The 16,064-nt window shown below is 70.8% G+C and carries 14 protein-coding genes; 7 read left to right on the forward strand and 7 right to left on the reverse strand.

From position 1 onward, the window contains the following. Positions 1 to 15 precede the first annotated feature (15 nt). Positions 16 to 1,311 (reverse strand): alpha/beta fold hydrolase, encoded by a 1,296-nt coding sequence (locus H576_RS0101665; protein WP_029149469.1) that lies wholly within the window; start codon positions 1,309 to 1,311, stop codon positions 16 to 18. On the opposite strand from H576_RS0101665, the gene H576_RS13955 reads away from it, so the two are divergent. Beyond that, positions 1,310 to 2,152 carry a hypothetical protein gene (locus H576_RS13955; protein WP_036318624.1) on the forward strand — a complete coding sequence of 281 codons (843 nt, stop codon included), beginning with the start codon at positions 1,310 to 1,312 and terminating at the stop codon, positions 2,150 to 2,152. The genes H576_RS0101665 and H576_RS13955 overlap by 2 nt on opposite strands. Here H576_RS13955 and H576_RS0101675 read toward each other — a convergent pair. Continuing rightward, positions 2,149 to 2,700, reverse strand: a complete 552-nt coding sequence (locus tag H576_RS0101675) for a TetR/AcrR family transcriptional regulator (protein WP_029149470.1) — start codon at positions 2,698 to 2,700, stop codon at positions 2,149 to 2,151. The genes H576_RS13955 and H576_RS0101675 overlap by 4 nt on opposite strands. A gap of 70 nt (positions 2,701 to 2,770) precedes the next feature. Between H576_RS0101675 and H576_RS13960 the strand changes: the two genes are divergently transcribed. Then, positions 2,771 to 3,973 (forward strand): MFS transporter, encoded by a 1,203-nt coding sequence (locus H576_RS13960; RefSeq protein ID WP_051172014.1) that lies wholly within the window; start codon positions 2,771 to 2,773, stop codon positions 3,971 to 3,973. A gap of 674 nt (positions 3,974 to 4,647) precedes the next feature. Here H576_RS13960 and guaA read toward each other — a convergent pair. Beyond that, on the reverse strand, positions 4,648 to 6,225 hold the full coding sequence (gene guaA, locus H576_RS0101685; protein ID WP_029149471.1) for a glutamine-hydrolyzing GMP synthase: 1,578 nt from the start codon (positions 6,223 to 6,225) through the stop codon (positions 4,648 to 4,650). Beyond that, positions 6,222 to 6,767 (reverse strand): DUF3817 domain-containing protein, encoded by a 546-nt coding sequence (locus H576_RS0101690; protein WP_029149472.1) that lies wholly within the window; start codon positions 6,765 to 6,767, stop codon positions 6,222 to 6,224. The genes guaA and H576_RS0101690 overlap by 4 nt, the downstream gene beginning before the upstream one ends. A 138-nt stretch (positions 6,768 to 6,905) precedes the next feature. Here H576_RS0101690 and zwf point away from each other — a divergent pair, with 138 nt between their 5' ends. Continuing rightward, on the forward strand, positions 6,906 to 8,363 hold the full coding sequence (gene zwf, locus H576_RS0101695; protein ID WP_211215761.1) for a glucose-6-phosphate dehydrogenase: 1,458 nt from the start codon (positions 6,906 to 6,908) through the stop codon (positions 8,361 to 8,363). A gap of 60 nt (positions 8,364 to 8,423) precedes the next feature. Here the strand turns inward: zwf and H576_RS0101700 are convergent, their stop codons facing one another. The 3 genes from H576_RS0101700 to guaB are packed head-to-tail and all read right to left on the reverse strand — an operon-like array spanning position 8,424 to position 11,894. Next, on the reverse strand, positions 8,424 to 9,260 hold the full coding sequence (locus tag H576_RS0101700; protein ID WP_029149474.1) for an SURF1 family protein: 837 nt from the start codon (positions 9,258 to 9,260) through the stop codon (positions 8,424 to 8,426). Then, positions 9,257 to 10,378: a GuaB3 family IMP dehydrogenase-related protein gene (locus tag H576_RS0101705; RefSeq protein WP_029149475.1), complete on the reverse strand. Its 1,122-nt coding sequence runs from the start codon at positions 10,376 to 10,378 to the stop codon at positions 9,257 to 9,259. The genes H576_RS0101700 and H576_RS0101705 overlap by 4 nt, the downstream gene beginning before the upstream one ends. A 13-nt stretch (positions 10,379 to 10,391) precedes the next feature. Continuing rightward, on the reverse strand, positions 10,392 to 11,894 hold the full coding sequence (gene guaB / locus H576_RS0101710; protein WP_029149476.1) for an IMP dehydrogenase: 1,503 nt from the start codon (positions 11,892 to 11,894) through the stop codon (positions 10,392 to 10,394). Between the two features lie 211 nt (positions 11,895 to 12,105). Here guaB and H576_RS0101715 point away from each other — a divergent pair, with 211 nt between their 5' ends. From H576_RS0101715 to H576_RS13965, 4 genes are read left to right on the forward strand one after another with little or no spacing between them, the layout of a single operon-like run. Beyond that, positions 12,106 to 13,395 (forward strand): branched-chain amino acid ABC transporter permease, encoded by a 1,290-nt coding sequence (locus tag H576_RS0101715; RefSeq protein WP_029149477.1) that lies wholly within the window; start codon positions 12,106 to 12,108, stop codon positions 13,393 to 13,395. Between the two features lie 8 nt (positions 13,396 to 13,403). Continuing rightward, positions 13,404 to 14,384 (forward strand): branched-chain amino acid ABC transporter permease, encoded by a 981-nt coding sequence (locus H576_RS0101720; RefSeq protein ID WP_029149478.1) that lies wholly within the window; start codon positions 13,404 to 13,406, stop codon positions 14,382 to 14,384. Then, positions 14,374 to 15,294 carry an ABC transporter ATP-binding protein gene (locus tag H576_RS0101725; protein ID WP_211215755.1) on the forward strand — a complete coding sequence of 307 codons (921 nt, stop codon included), beginning with the start codon at positions 14,374 to 14,376 and terminating at the stop codon, positions 15,292 to 15,294. The genes H576_RS0101720 and H576_RS0101725 overlap by 11 nt, the downstream gene beginning before the upstream one ends. Continuing rightward, positions 15,287 to 16,051, forward strand: a complete 765-nt coding sequence (locus H576_RS13965) for an ABC transporter ATP-binding protein (RefSeq protein WP_051172017.1) — start codon at positions 15,287 to 15,289, stop codon at positions 16,049 to 16,051. Before H576_RS0101725 ends, H576_RS13965 begins: the two co-directional genes overlap by 8 nt. Positions 16,052 to 16,064: the final 13 nt, after the last annotated feature.

The raw sequence follows: 16,064 nt of genomic DNA on the forward strand, positions 1-16,064 counted from the left end.
GGGGCCTTCATCGTGTCAGGCTCGGGGCCCGCCCTCGGCCTCGACGCGGTCGATGAGGCGACGCAGGACCGACGGATCCTGGCGGAGCCCGTCGTGCTCGAACTCGTTCGTGATCCAGAAGTGCATGTTCGGGACGGCGTCGCGCGTCTCGAGGGCGAGCTCGAGCGGGACGAACATGTCGTCGTGGTACATCGCGGCGGCGACCGGGACCTCGTTGCGCGAGAGCTGGTCGCGGTCGTAGAGCGCGGGATGCTCCTCGCGCTCGTGCAGCGCCATCGCGGCGTCGCGGAACGGGCGCAGCGACGCGACCTCGTCGAACTGCCACGGGAAGTACATCTCGCCCGTGAACGGCAGGGGCCGCCCCGCCGCGATCTCGACCCCGGCGTCGAAGCCGCCGACCTCGCCGCGCATGCGGTGCGCCGCCCAGCGGGTCGCGCCCGCGCCGTCGGCGTAGATCTCCTCCTGCAGCAGCGCGTACAGCGGGTTGCCCCAGAGCTGCGTCGCGCCGTCGACGGCGTCGAGGAAGAAGTCGGTCAGCCGGTGGCCCGCGAACGCCTCGTCGAGCAGCCAGTGCAGGCGCTCCATGCCCGGGCCCATCCCGAAGTCGGATCCGAGGGTCTGCAGCCGGCGCGCCGTCAGCCGGTCGCCGCTCGGCAGGCGCACGTCGTCGTTCTCGACCCGGTCGACGATCCGCGCGAGGGTCTCCTGGTGCTGCGGGTAGCGGCGGTGGAACTCGGCTGTCTTGCGCGCGACGCGCGGCAGCGTGCTGCGATAGACCGCGTCGGCGTCGGGGCGGATCGACGTGATCCCGCCCGTCACGTAGCTCGCCGAGAGCGCGTCGGGAGCGAACGACAGGTAGCTCAGCGTGAGGAAGCCGCCGTAGCTCTGCCCCAGCGTCTGCCACCGCTCGCCGCCGTAGACCTCGTGGCGGATTCGCTCGGCGTCGGCGACGATCTGCTCGGCGCGGAAGCGCCGCAGGTGGGTCGCGGCGTCCTCGGCCGACATCCCCGCGATCGACGCGGCCTCGACTCGGGTCGACCTCCCCGTGCCGCGCTGGTCGAGCAGCAGGACCCGGTGCGTCTTCAGCGCCTCGCCGATCCACCCGCCCTGCGGGTCCGGCCGCGGACCCTTCCCTCCGGGGCCGCCCTGGAGGAAGAGGAGCACGGGCGCGTTCTCGAGCCCGGGCCGCGACACCTCCCGCGCGAACACCTCGATCGTCGAGCCGCCCTCCCCCGCGAACCAGTCGAGCGGGACGTCGACGGTGATGTCGCGGAGACGCAGGCCCCGCAGGTCGTACGCGTGGATGTGCATGCGTCCATCCTCGCGGATCCGGCTCTCGTTCCTCCCGCCACGAGCTCACCGCCTGGGCCACGGCGCGGAAGCTGCTCTGACGGATCCCCGCCGCGCGGTACCGTGGTCGCGTCTCAGCGGGAGGGCGAGGCTGAGCGAGAACCAGGCGCCGTACTACCAGTACGGCCGCCCCACGGCACCGGACGTCGCGATCTGGCAGACGATCCAGCTCAACGAGGCGATCGACGTCGGCCAGGACGACATCTGGCCGACGATGCCCACCGCCTTCCCGCCGCGGTTCGCGCCCGATGAGCGCGTGTACACGGGCGGGCGCTTCGTGCTGAGCGACTACGGCGCGCTCGGCGACGGGAGCTACGAGCACGACGGCGGCTTCTTCTTCGCGACGGGCACCCTGGGCCTCGCCCTCACGGCGGGCGCGATGGCGGGGCGCGCGATCGGCAACAACGCGCGCCGCAATCAGGCGGCGCAGGACGCGCAGGGCCGCTGGAAGGTCATCGACCAGGGGCAGATCTTCGTCGGGACCCACGGCTTCTACCTCGTGCCCGACACGGGCGGCCTCCTGTCCTGGGGCTACGGCCACCTGACGTCGGCGCAGATGGCGGGGCTCGGAACCCTCTGGATGACGGGCAGCTCGGATCGCGGGCCCATCACCTGGATCATCCAGAGCGGCTGGGCCGAGCTGATCTTCACGCTCTGGGCGCGCCTCGTGCACCCGCAGCATCAGCAGTACGCGACGGGCGCCTGGGTGCCGCCGGGCTGGGCCGACAGGATCCGCGCGATGCGGGTCGCGATGCCGACGCGCCTCTCCGACGAGTCGCGGCTGCGGCAGATCCTCGGCTAGCCGTTCGCCGCGATGACGGCGCGGACCGTGCGCGCGACGAGGTCCCGGTCGAGGGCGCGGCGCGCGAACACGCGGTGGATCGGCCACCCTTCGATCAGCACGTCGAGGGCGCGCGCCTGGGCAGGCTCGAAGTGCAGCAGCAGGCTCTCGTGGCTGCGTTCGAGCCACTCGCGCGTCGTGGCGGCGACGGCCTCGTTCTTGTTCGCGTAGGCGTACATCTCGAACAGCAGCGCGACCTCGCGCTCGGGCATGTACTCGGGCCCGCAGATCAGCTCGATGACGGCCTGCTCGGCCTCGTCGCGGTCCGCCGCCCGCTCGAGCGCGGCGCGATACTGCGCCGAACCGAGCAGATGCATGCGGTCGAAGGCCTGCGCGATGATGTCGGCGATGCCGTCGAAGTAGTAGGTGAGGGATCCGAGGGGAACGTCGGCGGCGGCCGCGATCTTGCGGTGCGTCGTGCCATGGGATCCGTGGTCGGCGATCACCGCGAGGGCGGCGTCGAGGATCTTCTCGCGGCGCTCGGGGTCGTTCGGGACGCGGCGGGCCATCTCCCCATGCTCGCACGACCCCGAAGTGTGTGCGCTTGTACACGTTTCGTCCTCGTCCGGAGATCACGCCGTGCCCCCCTCGCTTCGCGCCCATCGCAACGCCCTCTTCACGCTCTTCCTCCTGCCCGGCATCGGCAGCGCGTCGTGGGTCACACGCACGCCCGACGTGCGCGACGAGGTCGGCGCGTCGACCGCCGAGATGGGGCTGATCCTCTTCGGCCTCTCGATCGGATCCACGATCGGGATCCTCCTGTCCGGCGCGCTCGTGCAGCGCTTCGGAACGCGCACCGTCATCACGGCGGGGGCGCTCGCGAACGCGATCGGCGTCGCGGGGGTCGCCGCCGGATCCCTCACGAGCCAGGGCGTCATCGTCGCGATCGGGCTCGGGTTCTTCGGGCTCGGGATGGGCGGCGGCGAGGTCGCGATGAACGTCGACGGCGCCGAGGTGGAGCGGCGCTACGGCCGCGCGATCCTGCCGATGCTGCACGGATTCTTCAGCCTCGGGACCCTCATCGGCGCGGTCGTGGGCATGGTCCTCACCGCGATCTCGTTCCCCGTGTGGATCCACCTCGTCGCCGTCGCGGCGATCATGGTCGCGGCGCTCCTCACCGCCGTCCGGTACGTCCCGGGCGGTTTCGGGAAGGGCGAGGGCGCTGCGGCGGACGTCGACGCCGTGCGGCGGCCGGTCTGGAAGGATCCGAACCTGCTCCTCATCGGCGGGATCATCCTCGCCCTCGCGATGGCCGAGGGAACGGCCAACGACTGGCTTCCGCTGCTCATGGTCGATGGGCACGGTTTCGATGCCGCGTGGGGATCCGCGACCTACGCGATCTTCGCGGCGTCGATGACGCTCGGGCGCTTCCTCGGCGGAGGTTTCGTCGACCGCTTCGGCCGTGCGGCCGTCCTCGCGGGGAGCTCCGTGCTCGGCGCCGCGGGCCTCGCCGTCGTCGCGTTCGTCGACAACCAGGCGTTCGCCGTCGCGGCCGTGGTGCTGTGGGGGATCGGCACCTCGCTGGGCTTCCCTGTCGCCATCTCGGCCGCCGGCGACTCCGGCCCGAACCCGGCGGCGCGCGTGTCCCTCGCCGCGACGCTCGGCTACGTCGCCTTCCTCGTGGGCCCGCCGACGCTCGGGTTCCTCGGCGAGCACTACGGGCTGCGCAACGCGATCATCGTCGTGCTGTGCCTCGTCGTCGTGGCGATCTTCCTCTCCCCCGGCGCGCGCCAGCGCACGTGCACCGGCGCCGAGGCAGAGGCCGACGCCCCGCAGGCCTGACCCGCCCGCCCGCCGAGCACGACGACGGCAGAATCACCCGCCGGGCCCCCGACACGCCGCCCCGACAACCCGGACGGCGAGATCTGCCGTACTCCTGCGGCGCCGGCGCCCGCCGAGCAGGACTACGGCAGAATGCGCCGCCCCGGCCCGCCGCCCGGCGTGTCGGGGCCGCAACCGCCGAATCCGCCGTGGTCGTGCCGGCGGCCGGCGTCGCCGCCAGCTCTGGCGGTGGCGCAACAGCGGCATCCCTGTCGCAGCTCAGGGTCCGCCCGCCGAAGGTCGACCTCCATCCGCCGAGCACGACGACGGCAGATTCCGCCCTCCAGGCCCGCCGCCCGGCGTGTCGGGGCGGCACCCGCCGAATCTGCCGTGGTCGTGCCGGCGGAGCGGCCCGCTGGCCCGGCCACCGATAGTCCCGCGCCGAGGCGCCGACCCGACTCCGCCCGGGTCCGCCGCCCTGCGCCGGGCCGGGCCGGGGCGCCGCTGCCCGGCGGGCACGACCACGGCAGAACCACCCGCCCCGGGGCCGACACGCCGAGCAGCGGGCGGCGCAGGCGAGTTCTGCCGTAGTCCTGCGCGGGCGCGACGGGGAACCGCCGTTCCGCCGGCACACCCGGTGCACCCCGGCGGAACGCGAGAGGGCCGCCCCGAAGGGCGGCCCTCTCAGCCCGGGATCACTCCCACTCGATGGTTGCCGGCGGCTTCGACGTGACGTCGAGCGTGACGCGGTTGATCTCGCTTACCTCGTTCGTGATGCGGTTCGAGATCTTCGCGAGCGTGTCGTACGGCAGGCGCGTCCAGTCGGCCGTCATGGCGTCCTCGCTCGAGACGGGGCGCAGCACGACGGGGTGGCCGTAGGTTCGGCCGTCGCCCTGCACGCCCACGGAGCGCACGTCGGCGAGCAGCACGACCGGGCACTGCCAGATCTCGCCGTCGAGGCCCGCTGCGGTGAGCTCCTCGCGCGCGATGGCGTCGGCCTCGCGCAGGATCTCGAGGCGCTCGCGCGTGACCTCGCCGATGATCCGGATGCCGAGCCCCGGGCCCGGGAACGGCTGGCGGCCGACGATCGCCTCGGGGATCCCGAGGTCGCGCCCGATCTGCCGCACCTCGTCCTTGAACAGCGTGCGCAGCGGCTCGATGAGCTCGAACTCGATGTCGTCGGGCAGCCCGCCCACGTTGTGGTGGCTCTTGATGTTCGCCGTGCCGGATCCGCCGCCCGACTCGACGACGTCGGGGTACAGCGTGCCCTGGACAAGGAACTTCACGGGCGCCCCGCCATCGGCCCGCGCCTGCTCGACGAGGTCCTTCTGCACCTTCTCGAACGCGCGGATGAACTCGCGGCCGATGATCTTGCGCTTCTGCTCGGGGTCGGTGACGCCGGCCAGGAAGCCCAGGAAGGTGTCCTCGGCGTCGACCGTGATGAGGTTCACGCCGGTCGACTCGACGTAGTCCTTCTCGACCTGCTCGCGCTCGCCCTTGCGGAGGAGCCCGTGATCCACGAAAACGGCGGTCAGCTGGTCGCCGATCGCGCGGTGCACGAGCGCCGTCGAGACGGCCGAGTCGACGCCGCCCGAGAGGGCCGAGATGACGCGCGCGTCGCCGACCTGCTCGCGGATCCGCGCGACCTGCTCCTCGATGACGTTGCCCGTCGTCCAGTCGGCCGGGAGGCCGGCGGCCTTGTGGAGGAAGTTCTCGATGACGGTCTGGCCGTGATCCGAGTGCTTCACCTCGGGGTGCCACTGCACGCCGTAGAAGCAGGCCTCGGCGTTGCCGAACGCCGCGACGGGGGTGCCGGCCGTCGACGCGAGCACGTCGTAGCCCTCTGGCGCCTTCGCGACCGAGTCGCCGTGGCTCATCCACACGTTCTGCTCGGCGGGGGTGCCCTCGAGGAGGACGCTGGATCCGGTCAGCGTCGCGTCGGTCGCGCCGTACTCGCGGTTGCCCGTCTGGGCGACCTCGCCGCCGAGGGCCTGCGCCATGACCTGGAAGCCGTAGCAGATGCCGAGGGTCGGGATCCCGAGCTCGAAGATCGCGCCGTCGAAGCTCGGGGCGCCCTCAGCGTACACGGACGACGGGCCGCCCGAGAGGATCATGGCGACGGGATCCTTCGCGCGGATCTCGTCGACGGTCACGTCGTGCGAGACGAGCTCGCTGTACACGCCCGCCTCGCGCACGCGGCGCGCGATGAGCTGGGCGTACTGGGCGCCGAAGTCGACGACCAGGACCGGTCGCTGTGCGGTGTCTGCGCTCATCGCGCGGCCTCCTCTGAGGGGTCGGTGGCGTTGGCAGCGGCCTTCGCCGCGCGCTTCTCGGCCGCGCGCTGCTCGCGCTCGGACAGGTAGGTCGTCACCTCGCGGGCGACGATGCCCTCCATGACGAAGGACAGGAAGGGGACGACGCCGCTCAGCGCGAGCAGCAGGAAGCGCCCGAAGCCCCAGCGCATGAGGCTCCACATCCAGAACACGCTCGCGAGGTAGACGACGTAGAACCAGCCGTGGATCACGAGGATCGCGAGCGAGAGGTTGACGCCGTCGCCCGTCGAGATGATCTCGCAGCCGCCCGCGCCCATCGCGAACTGGGAGTACCAGGCGCAGTCGCCGGCCGGGACGACCGACGCGAAGTACAGGAACCCGCCCGACCCGCCGGCGAAGAGCTCGAGGTGGATGGGCGTGTACTTGAGGACCATCTCGGTCACGAGCAGCAGCAGGCCGATGCCCGTGATGATGCTCGTGATCCGGTAGAAGCGGAGCGCCGCGCGGATCCGAGGGAACGAGGAGAGCCGGGGCTGAGCCATGCCCACGATTCTACGGTGCGGCCGCTGTGCACCTCCCCGTCACCTGAGGGCCGCCTGCCCGACTTATGCGTTTGCAAGAACCAGTGACAAAATCGAGGGGTGAGTGACGAAGAGCCTCAGAAGATCTCCTACCCCGCAGTGGGCGCGACGCCCCATCGATACGACAGCGAGCCCACCGAGCCCCACGTCATCGTCCTGTTCGGCGCGACGGGAGATCTGGCCCGCCGCAAGCTGCTCCCGGGACTGATCTTCCTGGTGCTGAGCGATCTGGCCCCCGCGATCCACATCGTCGGATCCTCGCTCGAGGACATCACCGACGACGAGTTCCGCGACATCGCCTGGGACGCCGCGACGAAGTTCGGCCAGCACCCCCTGACCCGCGAGGAGTGGGAGTCGGTCGCCGGCCGCTTCCACTACGTCCCGCAGGGCGCGGGCCCCGAGGCGCTCGCCGAGGCCGTGGCCGACGCCGAGAAGGATCTGGGCGAGGGCGCGCTGCGCCTGCACTACCTCTCGGTCCCGCCGAAGGCCGCGCGCGCGGTCATCACGATGCTGCGCGACGCGCAGCTCGTCGAGCGCAGCCGCGTCGTCATGGAGAAGCCGTTCGGAACCGACCTCCGCACGGCCGTCGAGCTCAACGACTTCGTCCACGAGACCTTCGACGAGCAGCAGATCTTCCGCATCGACCACTTCCTCGGCAAGGAGGCGGCGCAGAACATCCTCGCGTTCCGCTTCGCCAACGGCCTGTTCGAGCCGATCTGGAACCGCAACTTCATCGACCACATCCAGATCGACGTCCCCGAGACCCTGGGCCTCGACCGCCGCGCCGGCTTCTACGAGTCGACGGGCGCGTACAAGGACATGGTCGTCACGCACCTGATGCAGATCCTGGCCTTCACGGTCATGGAGCCGCCGACGGCCCTCGAGCCGCGCGCCATCAGCGAGGAGAAGAACAAGGTCTTCCGCTCGATGCTGCCCATCGAGCCGAGCGACGTCGTGCGCGGCCAGTACGCGGGCTACCGCATGGAGGAGGGCGTGGCGCGCGACAGCGACACCGAGACCTTCATCGCGCTCAAGGTCGGCATCGACAACTGGCGCTGGGCCGGCGTGCCGATCTACCTCCGCACGGGCAAGAAGATGGCCGAGGGCATGCGCATCGTGTCGATCGCGTTCAAGGAGGCGCCCCGAACGATGTTCCCCGCCGGATCCGGCGTGGGCTCGCAGGGCCCCGATCACCTGACCTTCGACCTCGCCGACTCGTCGCGCGTCTCGCTGTCGTTCTACGGCAAGCGCCCGGGTCCCGGCATGAAGCTCGACAAGCTGTCGATGCAGTTCTCGATGAACGAGGTCGAGGAGTCGAAGGACGTCCTCGAGGCCTACGAGCGCCTGCTGCTCGACGCGATGCGCGGCGATCACACCCTGTTCACGACGGCCGAGGGCATCGAGTCGCTCTGGGAGCGCTCCGAGGGCCTCCTGCTCGACCCGCCGCCCGTGAAGAGCTACCAGCCCGGCACGTGGGGCCCCAACGCGATCCACCAGCTGGTCGCGCCCAATGCCTGGCGCCTGCCGTTCGAGCGCGCCTGGCGCGAGCACCGCTGACGCCGAGCGTACGAGGGCGGCCCCGGATCCTCGGATCCGGGGCCGCCCTCGTACGTGCGATCAGTCCTCGTCGTCGAGCGCGTCGGGATCGACGCCCGCGAACTCCTCGAGCTCGCGCTCCCAGGCGTCCTTCGCCAGGCGGTACCAGAGGTAGAACGAGAACGCCGCGAAGATCGCCCACTCGACGGCGTAGAAGAGGTTGAGCCAGTTGACGGGGCTCTCGGCCTCGGGGGCGGGCGACGAGATCGCCGTCAGGCCGACGTCGGCGACGCCGCCGTCGGGATCCTGCGAGGCGAAGAACGCGCGGTAGACGGGTCCGTCGGTCTCGCCCCATCGGCCGAGGAGGGCGGCGGGCGACATGCGCGTGATCTCGTAGGGATCGTCGCCCGTCGCGGCGACGGCGCCCTCGTCCGAGATCATGCGGCCCGTCATCTCGACCTCGCCCGAGGCCTGCGCGTCGAGGCGCTGCGCCGCGGCGTCGGCCTCCTCGCGGGTCTCGGCCCAGCCGACCGCGACGGCGAGGTTGGCTCCCTCGTCGGTCACGAGGTGCCCCGTGACCCAGAAGCCCTCGGCGCCGTCGTTGACGCGCTGCGTCACGACGAGGAAGTCGCCGCCGGTCCAGGTGCCCGAGACGTCGGTGCGCTGGCCGTCGTAGTCGGCGTCGATGTACTCGCCGGGCCGCACGATGTCGTCGAGGGGCAGGATCTCCTCCGTCGCGCCCGCGGGCTGCGGGTCGGTGTCGAACGACCGCGACAGCTGCCACTGCAGGAGGACCGAGAAGATCGCCGCGACGACGAGGCACAGCACGAGCATGCCGATCCACCGCGGGCGCAGCATGACCTCGCGGAGGGTCGGCGGGAACTCCGGCGCCTCGGGGGGAAGGGTCTCGGAAGTCATTCGTACGGCGTCACGACGACGTCGACGCGCTGGAACTCCTTGAGGTCGGAGTAGCCCGTCGTGGCCATCGACTTGCGCAGGGAGCCCAGCAGGTTGGTCGTGCCGTCGGCCGAGATGGCGGGCCCGTGCAGGATCTGCTGCATGGGACCGACCTGGTCGACCTGCACGCGGCGCCCGCGGGGCAGCGACGGGTGGTGCGCCTCGGCGCCCCAGTGGTAGCCGTTGCCCGGCGCGTCGGTCGCGCGGGCGAGCGAGACGCCGAGCATGACGGCGTCCGCGCCCATCGCGATCGCCTTGACGATGTCGCCCGAGGTGCCGACGCCGCCGTCGGCGATCACGTGCACGTAGCGTCCGCCCGACTCGTCGAGGTAGTCGCGGCGCGCGCCGGCGACGTCGGCGACCGCCGACGCCATGGGCGTGTGCACGCCGAGGGTCGTGCGCGTCGTCGAGGCCGCTCCCCCGCCGAAGCCGACGAGGACGCCGGCCGCGCCCGTGCGCATGAGGTGCAGCGCGGCCTGGTAGGTGCCGGCGCCGCCCACGATCACGGGGACGTCGAGGTCGTAGATGAACTGCTTGAGGTTGAGCGGCTGCTCGCCGGCCTTCGACACGTGCTCGGCCGAGACCGTCGTGCCGCGGATCACGAACAGGTCGACGCCCGCGTTCACGACCGTCTCGTAGAACTCGGCGGTGCGTTGCGGCGAGAGCGCGCCCGCGACGACGACGCCCGCCTCGCGGATCTCGGCGATGCGGCGCGTGATGAGCTCGGCGCGGATCGGCTCGGCGTAGAGCGCCTGCATGCGCTGCGTCGCCGACTCGGCGGGGAGCGAGGCGATCTCGGCGAGCAGGGGCTCGGGATCCTCGTAGCGGGTCCAGAGGCCCTCGAGATCGAGCACGCCGAGCGCGCCCATGCGGCCCAGCTCGATCGCCGACGCGGGGCTCACGACGGAGTCCATCGGCGCCCCGATGATCGGGGTGTCGAAGGTGAAGGCGTCGATCGTCCACGACGTCGACACGTCGTGGGTGCTGCGGGTGCGCCGCGAGGGCACAACCGCGATGTCGTCGAACGTGTAGGCGCGGCGTCCGCGCTTGCCGCGGCCGATCTCGATCTCGTTGCTCACCGGATCAGCCTACTCAGCGCTTGTAGTTCGGCGCCTCGACGACGATCTGCACGTCGTGCGGGTGCGACTCCTTGAGCCCGGCCGAGGTGATGCGGACGAACTTGCCGTTGCGCTTCAGCTCGTCGATCGAGCGCGCGCCGACGTAGAACATCGACTGGCGCAGGCCGCCCGTGAGCTGGTAGGCCACGGCCTCGAGCGGGCCGCGGTAGGGCACCTGGCCCTCGATGCCCTCGGGGATCAGCTTGTCGTCGCTCGGCACGTCGGCCTGGAAGTAGCGGTCCTTCGAGTACGAGGTCTGCTTCCCGCGGGTCTGCATCGCACCGAGCGAGCCCATGCCGCGGTACTGCTTGAACTGCTTGCCGTTCTGGAAGACGAGCTCTCCGGGAGACTCGGCCGTTCCCGCGAGGAGCGAGCCGAGCATGACGGTGTCGGCGCCCGCGACGAGGGCCTTCGCGATGTCGCCCGAGTACTGCAGGCCGCCGTCGGCGATGAGGGGGACGCCCGCCGCGCGGCACGCGAGCGAGGCCTCGTAGATCGCCGTGACCTGGGGCACGCCCACGCCCGCGACGATGCGCGTCGTGCAGATCGAGCCCGGGCCGACGCCGACCTTGACGGCGTCTGCACCCGCGTCGATGAGCGCCTGCGCGCCCTCGCGCGTCGCGACGTTGCCGCCGATGACGTCGATCGCCTCGAACGACGGGTCGCTCTTGATCCGGGTGATCATGTCGATCTCGCCCTGCGAGTGGCCGTTGGCGGTGTCGACGACGATGACGTCGACGCCCGCGTCGCGCAGCGCCTGCGCTCGCTCCCACGCGTCGCCGAAGAAGCCGATCGCCGCACCGACGCGGAGGCGCCCCTGCGCGTCCTTCGTGGCGTGCGGGTACTGCTCGGTCTTGTCGAAGTCCTTGATCGTGATGAGGCCGACGAGCACGCCCGCCTCGTCGACGAGCGGCAGCTTCTCGACGCGGTGCTCGGCGAAGAGCGAGATGACCTCGTCGGGCGAGATGCCCGGGTAGCCCGTGACGAGATTCTCCTTCGTCATGACGTCGGCGACCTTCGTCGTCGACTTCTCGAACTCGGCGACGAAGCGCATGTCGCGGTTCGTGATGATGCCGACGAGGATGCCCGCGTCGTCGACGACGGGGAGGCCCGAGATGCGGAACTCGCGGCAGATGTCGTCGACATCCGCGATCGTCGCGTCGACGGTCGTCGTGATCGGGTCGGTGACCATGCCCGACTCGCTGCGCTTGACGCGGTTGACCGCGGCCGCCTGGTCTTCGATCGACATGTTGCGGTGCAGGATGCCGATGCCGCCCTGGCGCGCGAGGGCGATCGCCATGCGGGTCTCGGTGACGGTGTCCATCGCGGCGGAGAGCAGCGGGGTCTCGACCCGGATGCGCTTCGTCAGCTGCGACGAGGTGTCGGCCTCGCTGGGGATCACGTCGGTGGGTCCGGGGAGGAGCAGGACGTCGTCGTAGGTCAGGCCGACGAAGCCGAAGGGGTCGTAGTCCGTCATGGAGAAAGTGTATTCGCTGGCGGGTGCCCGGAGCTCGGCGGGATCTGGGACCGGACGCCTGTCGAACTGTGTTCTCAGCGAAACGACAGGAAACACCCGGGTCACATGGGGCACCTAGCGTCGGCCCCCAGCGGGTGGCGACCGACCGTCGGCGACGACACCCGCTGGAGGATCCATGACCCATCCCGCCCCCGCGCGGCGACGATCACGGGTGCCGATCGCGCTCATCGTCCTCGCGCTCGCCCTCTTCATCGGCCTCGCGCTGGTCCCGACCCCGGCCCACGCGGCCGAGGGGGATCCGTACCGCATTACGGGCAACGTGCATCTCGACGGCGAACCCCTCGAGGGCGTCGCCCTGACGATCGACGGCGCGGGGGGCGAGCAGGAGGTCGAGACCGACGCCGACGGACGCTGGACCGTCTTCGTCCCCGAGAACGACAGCGAGTACACCGTCACGCTCGACGAGGAGACGCTGCCCGAGGGCATCGCGGTCGTCGACGAGACGGGCGAGGACGACTCCCCGAACGAGCGCGAGCTCACGGTCGGCCCCGGCGGCTTCGCGACGATGAACTTCTTCATCGGCGAGGGTGAGCGCAACACGGTCGGCGCCTTCGACCAGTTCCTCCAGCGCCTCCTCCAGGGCGTCAACTTCGGCCTCATGCTGGCGCTCGCCTCCATCGGCCTCTCGCTCGTGTACGGCACGACGAAGCTCTCGAACTTCGCGCACGCCGAGATGGTCACCTTCGGCGGCGTCGTCGCGGCGGGCCTCACGGGCGCCGCGTCGCTCGCGCTGCCGCTCTGGATCGGCCTGCCCCTCGCGGTCGTCGTCTCCGGCGTCCTCGGCTACGCCCTCGACCTCGTGCTGTGGCGGCCGCTGCGGCGCAAGGGCGTCGGCATCGTGCAGACGATGATCGTCTCGATCGGCCTCTCGCTCGCGATGCGCTACGCTTTCCAGTTCTTCATCGGCGGATCGACGCTGCAGCTCCCGCAGCTCGCCTCGACCGCGAAGATCCCGCTCTTCGGCGCCGTGTCGCTCAGCCCCATGGAGATGATCTCGATGGGCATCGCGATCGTCGTGATCGTCGCCTTCGCGGTGTGGCTCTCGACGAGCCGGATCGGCAAGGCGACCCGCGCGATCAGCGACAACCCGTCGCTCGCCGCGGCGTCGGGCATCGACGTCGACCGCGTCGTGCGGATCGTGTGGATCCTCTCGGGCGCGCTCGCGGGCCTCGCGGGCGTGCTCTACGCCTACTACCGCCCCGGGGTGCGGTTCGACATGGGCATGCAGATCCTGCTGCTCGTCTTCGCCGCCGTGACCCTCGGCGGGCTCGGCACCGCGTACGGCGCGCTCGTCGGGTCGATCATCATCGGCATCATCGTCGAGGTCTCGAGCCTGTGGATCCCCGCAGATCTGCGCTTCGTGCCGGCGCTCGTGCTGCTCATCGTCATTCTCCTGGTGCGGCCGCAGGGCATCCTCGGCCGCCGCGAGCGGATCGGTTAGGACACGTCATGAACTGGGGACAGATCCTCGAGCAGACCCTCACGGCGATCCTCTCGCCCACCACGATCGCGTACGCGATCGCGGCGCTCGGACTCGCCGTGCACTTCGGCTTCTCCGGCCTCCTGAACATGGGCGTCGCGGGCTTCATGGCGCTCGGCGCGTACGGCTACGCGATCTCGGTGCTCACCTTCGGCCTGCCGTGGTGGACGGGCGCCCTCATCGGCCTCGTCGCGGCGGCGGTCTTCGCCGTGATCCTCGGCATCCCGACGCTGCGGCTCCGCGGCGACTACCTCGCGATCGCGACGATCGCGATGGCCGAGGTCGTGCGGCTCCTCTTCCTCACGACGGCGTTCGACGAGGTCACGGGATCGGCCGACGGCCTGAGCGGCTACCACGCCTCGCTGCGGTCGATGAACCCGATCCCGCCCGGCAGCTACGGCTTCGGCCCCTGGACCTACACCGAGACGGGGTGGTGGGTCCGGATCCTCGGCCTCATCGCGCTCGCGATCGCGACGGTCTTCGTCTGGCTCCTCGTCCGCAGCCCGTGGGGACGCGTCCTCAAGGGGATCCGCGAGGACGAGGACGCCGTGCGGGCCCTCGGCAAGAACGTCTTCTCGTACAAGATGCAGGCCCTCGTCGTCGGCGGCGTCATCACCGCGATCGGCGGCATCGTCTGGGTCATGCCGAGCGCCGTGAACCCGCAGTCGTTCCAGACCTCGACGACGTTCTTCGTCTGGACCGCCCTCCTGCTCGGCGGCGCCGCGACGGTCTTCGGCCCCCTGCTGGGCGCCGTGATCTTCTGGGTCGTCCGCGCGTTCCTCGGCGTCTTCCTCGCGGGGCTCGGCGAGGCGGGGATCCTGCCGTTCCTCTCGACGTCGGAGGCCGCGTCGCTGCGCGACGTCCTCATCGGCGTCGCCCTCATCCTCATCGTCGTGTTCCGGCCGCAGGGCATCCTCGGCAACAAGAAGGAGCTGACCTTTGCCCACTGAATCACCGGCGCCCGTGCAGCGCGCCAAGACGACAGGCCTCCACGTCGGCGAGGCCGCGCCCGGCGTCGCGAAGGTCGACCCGATCATCGTCGCCGACGGGATCACGCGCACCTTCGGCGGCGTCACGGCCGTCGACGTCGCGCACCTCGAGATCCCCCGCGGCGCCATCACGGCGCTCATCGGGCCCAACGGCGCGGGCAAGACGACGCTCTTCAACCTCCTCACGGGGTTCGACAGGCCCGATGCCGGGACGTGGTCGTTCGAGGGCCGCTCGCTCGCGAACGTGCCCGCCTACAAGGTGTCGCGTCGCGGCCTCGTGCGCACCTTCCAGCTCACGAAGGCGCTGAGCCTCCTGACCGTCATGGACAACATGAAGCTCGGCCAGACGGGACAGCGCGGCGAGCGGTTCTGGGCGAGCCTCGTGCCGGCGCTCTGGCGGAAGCAGGACACCGAGATCGAGGACCGCGCGCTCGAGATCCTCACCCGCTTCAGGCTCGACGCCAAGAAGGACGACTTCGCGGCCTCGCTGTCGGGCGGCCAGCGCAAGCTGCTCGAGATGGCGCGGGCGCTCATGACGGATCCGACGCTCGTGATGCTCGACGAGCCGATGGCCGGCGTCAACCCGGCGCTGACGCAGAGCCTGCTCGACCACATCCTCGATCTCAAGGACGAGGGCATGACGGTGCTCTTCGTCGAGCACGACATGCACATGGTGCAGCACATCGCCGACTGGGTCGTCGTGATGGCCGAAGGACGGGTCGTGGCCGAGGGGCCTCCCGCCGAGGTCATGCAGCAGCAGGCCGTCGTCGACGCGTACCTCGGCTCCCACCAGAGCGAGGACCTCGGCGTCGTCACGGGCCGCATCGAGATCGTGAAGCAGGACGAGGAAGAGGAGCCGGGCGATGAGTGATCTGGTCGTGAGCGTCGAGAACGTGACGGCGGGCTACCTGCCGGGCGTCGACATCCTCACCGAGTGCAACCTCACGGCGAGCCGCGGCGAGCTCATCGGCATCATCGGGCCCAATGGGGCCGGGAAGTCGACGCTGCTCAAGGCGATCTTCGGGCAGGTGAACGTGCGGTCCGGATCCGTGACTCTCGAGGGCGAGGACATCACGAACCTCCGTGCCAACCGCCTCGTGGCGCACGGCGTGGGGTTCATCCCGCAGACGAACAACGTGTTCCCCTCGCTGTCGATCGAGGAGAACCTGCAGATGGGCGCGTTCCAGAAGCCGAAGATGCTCGCCGAGCGGGTCGACTTCGTCACGACCGTGTTCCCCGACCTCGCGAAGCGCCTGAAGCAGCGCGCGGGCGGACTGTCGGGCGGCGAGCGCCAGATGGTCGCGATGGGCCGTGCGCTCATGATGGATCCCAAGGTGCTGCTGCTCGACGAGCCGTCGGCCGGCCTCTCCCCCGTCCGCCAGGACGAGGCCTTCCTCCGCGTGAGCGAGATCAACAAGGCGGGCGTGACCTGCATCATGGTCGAGCAGAACGCGCGCCGCTGCCTGCAGATCTGCGACCGCGGGTACGTCCTCGACCAGGGCCACGACGCCTACACAGGCACGGGCCGCGAGCTGCTGCACGACCCCAAGGTGACTGAGCTCTACCTCGGAACCCTCGGGTCGGAGCAGAACGCCGACCCCGGGGTCCACCGGCCCGTCGCGGGCTGAGCGCGCTCCTCGC

Origin of the sequence: Microbacterium indicum DSM 19969 (assembly GCF_000422385.1) — a bacterium.
GTDB classification, from domain to species: domain Bacteria; phylum Actinomycetota; class Actinomycetes; order Actinomycetales; family Microbacteriaceae; genus Microbacterium; species Microbacterium indicum.

Excerpts from the sequence above, each read along its gene's own strand:
- guaA (WP_029149471.1), bottom strand. The coding sequence starts at position 6,225 with ATGAGCGCAGACACCGCACAGCGACCGGTCCTGGTCGTCGACTTCGGC.
- guaB (WP_029149476.1), bottom strand. The coding sequence starts at position 11,894 with ATGACGGACTACGACCCCTTCGGCTTCGTCGGCCTGACCTACGACGAC.
- H576_RS0101665 (WP_029149469.1), bottom strand. The coding sequence starts at position 1,311 with ATGCACATCCACGCGTACGACCTGCGGGGCCTGCGTCTCCGCGACATC.
- H576_RS13965 (WP_051172017.1), top strand. The coding sequence starts at position 15,287 with ATGAGTGATCTGGTCGTGAGCGTCGAGAACGTGACGGCGGGCTACCTG.
- H576_RS13955 (WP_036318624.1), top strand. The coding sequence starts at position 1,310 with ATGCGTCCATCCTCGCGGATCCGGCTCTCGTTCCTCCCGCCACGAGCT.
- H576_RS0101720 (WP_029149478.1), top strand. The coding sequence starts at position 13,404 with ATGAACTGGGGACAGATCCTCGAGCAGACCCTCACGGCGATCCTCTCG.
- H576_RS0101675 (WP_029149470.1), bottom strand. The coding sequence starts at position 2,700 with ATGGCCCGCCGCGTCCCGAACGACCCCGAGCGCCGCGAGAAGATCCTC.
- H576_RS0101700 (WP_029149474.1), bottom strand. The coding sequence starts at position 9,260 with ATGACTTCCGAGACCCTTCCCCCCGAGGCGCCGGAGTTCCCGCCGACC.
- H576_RS0101690 (WP_029149472.1), bottom strand. The coding sequence starts at position 6,767 with ATGGCTCAGCCCCGGCTCTCCTCGTTCCCTCGGATCCGCGCGGCGCTC.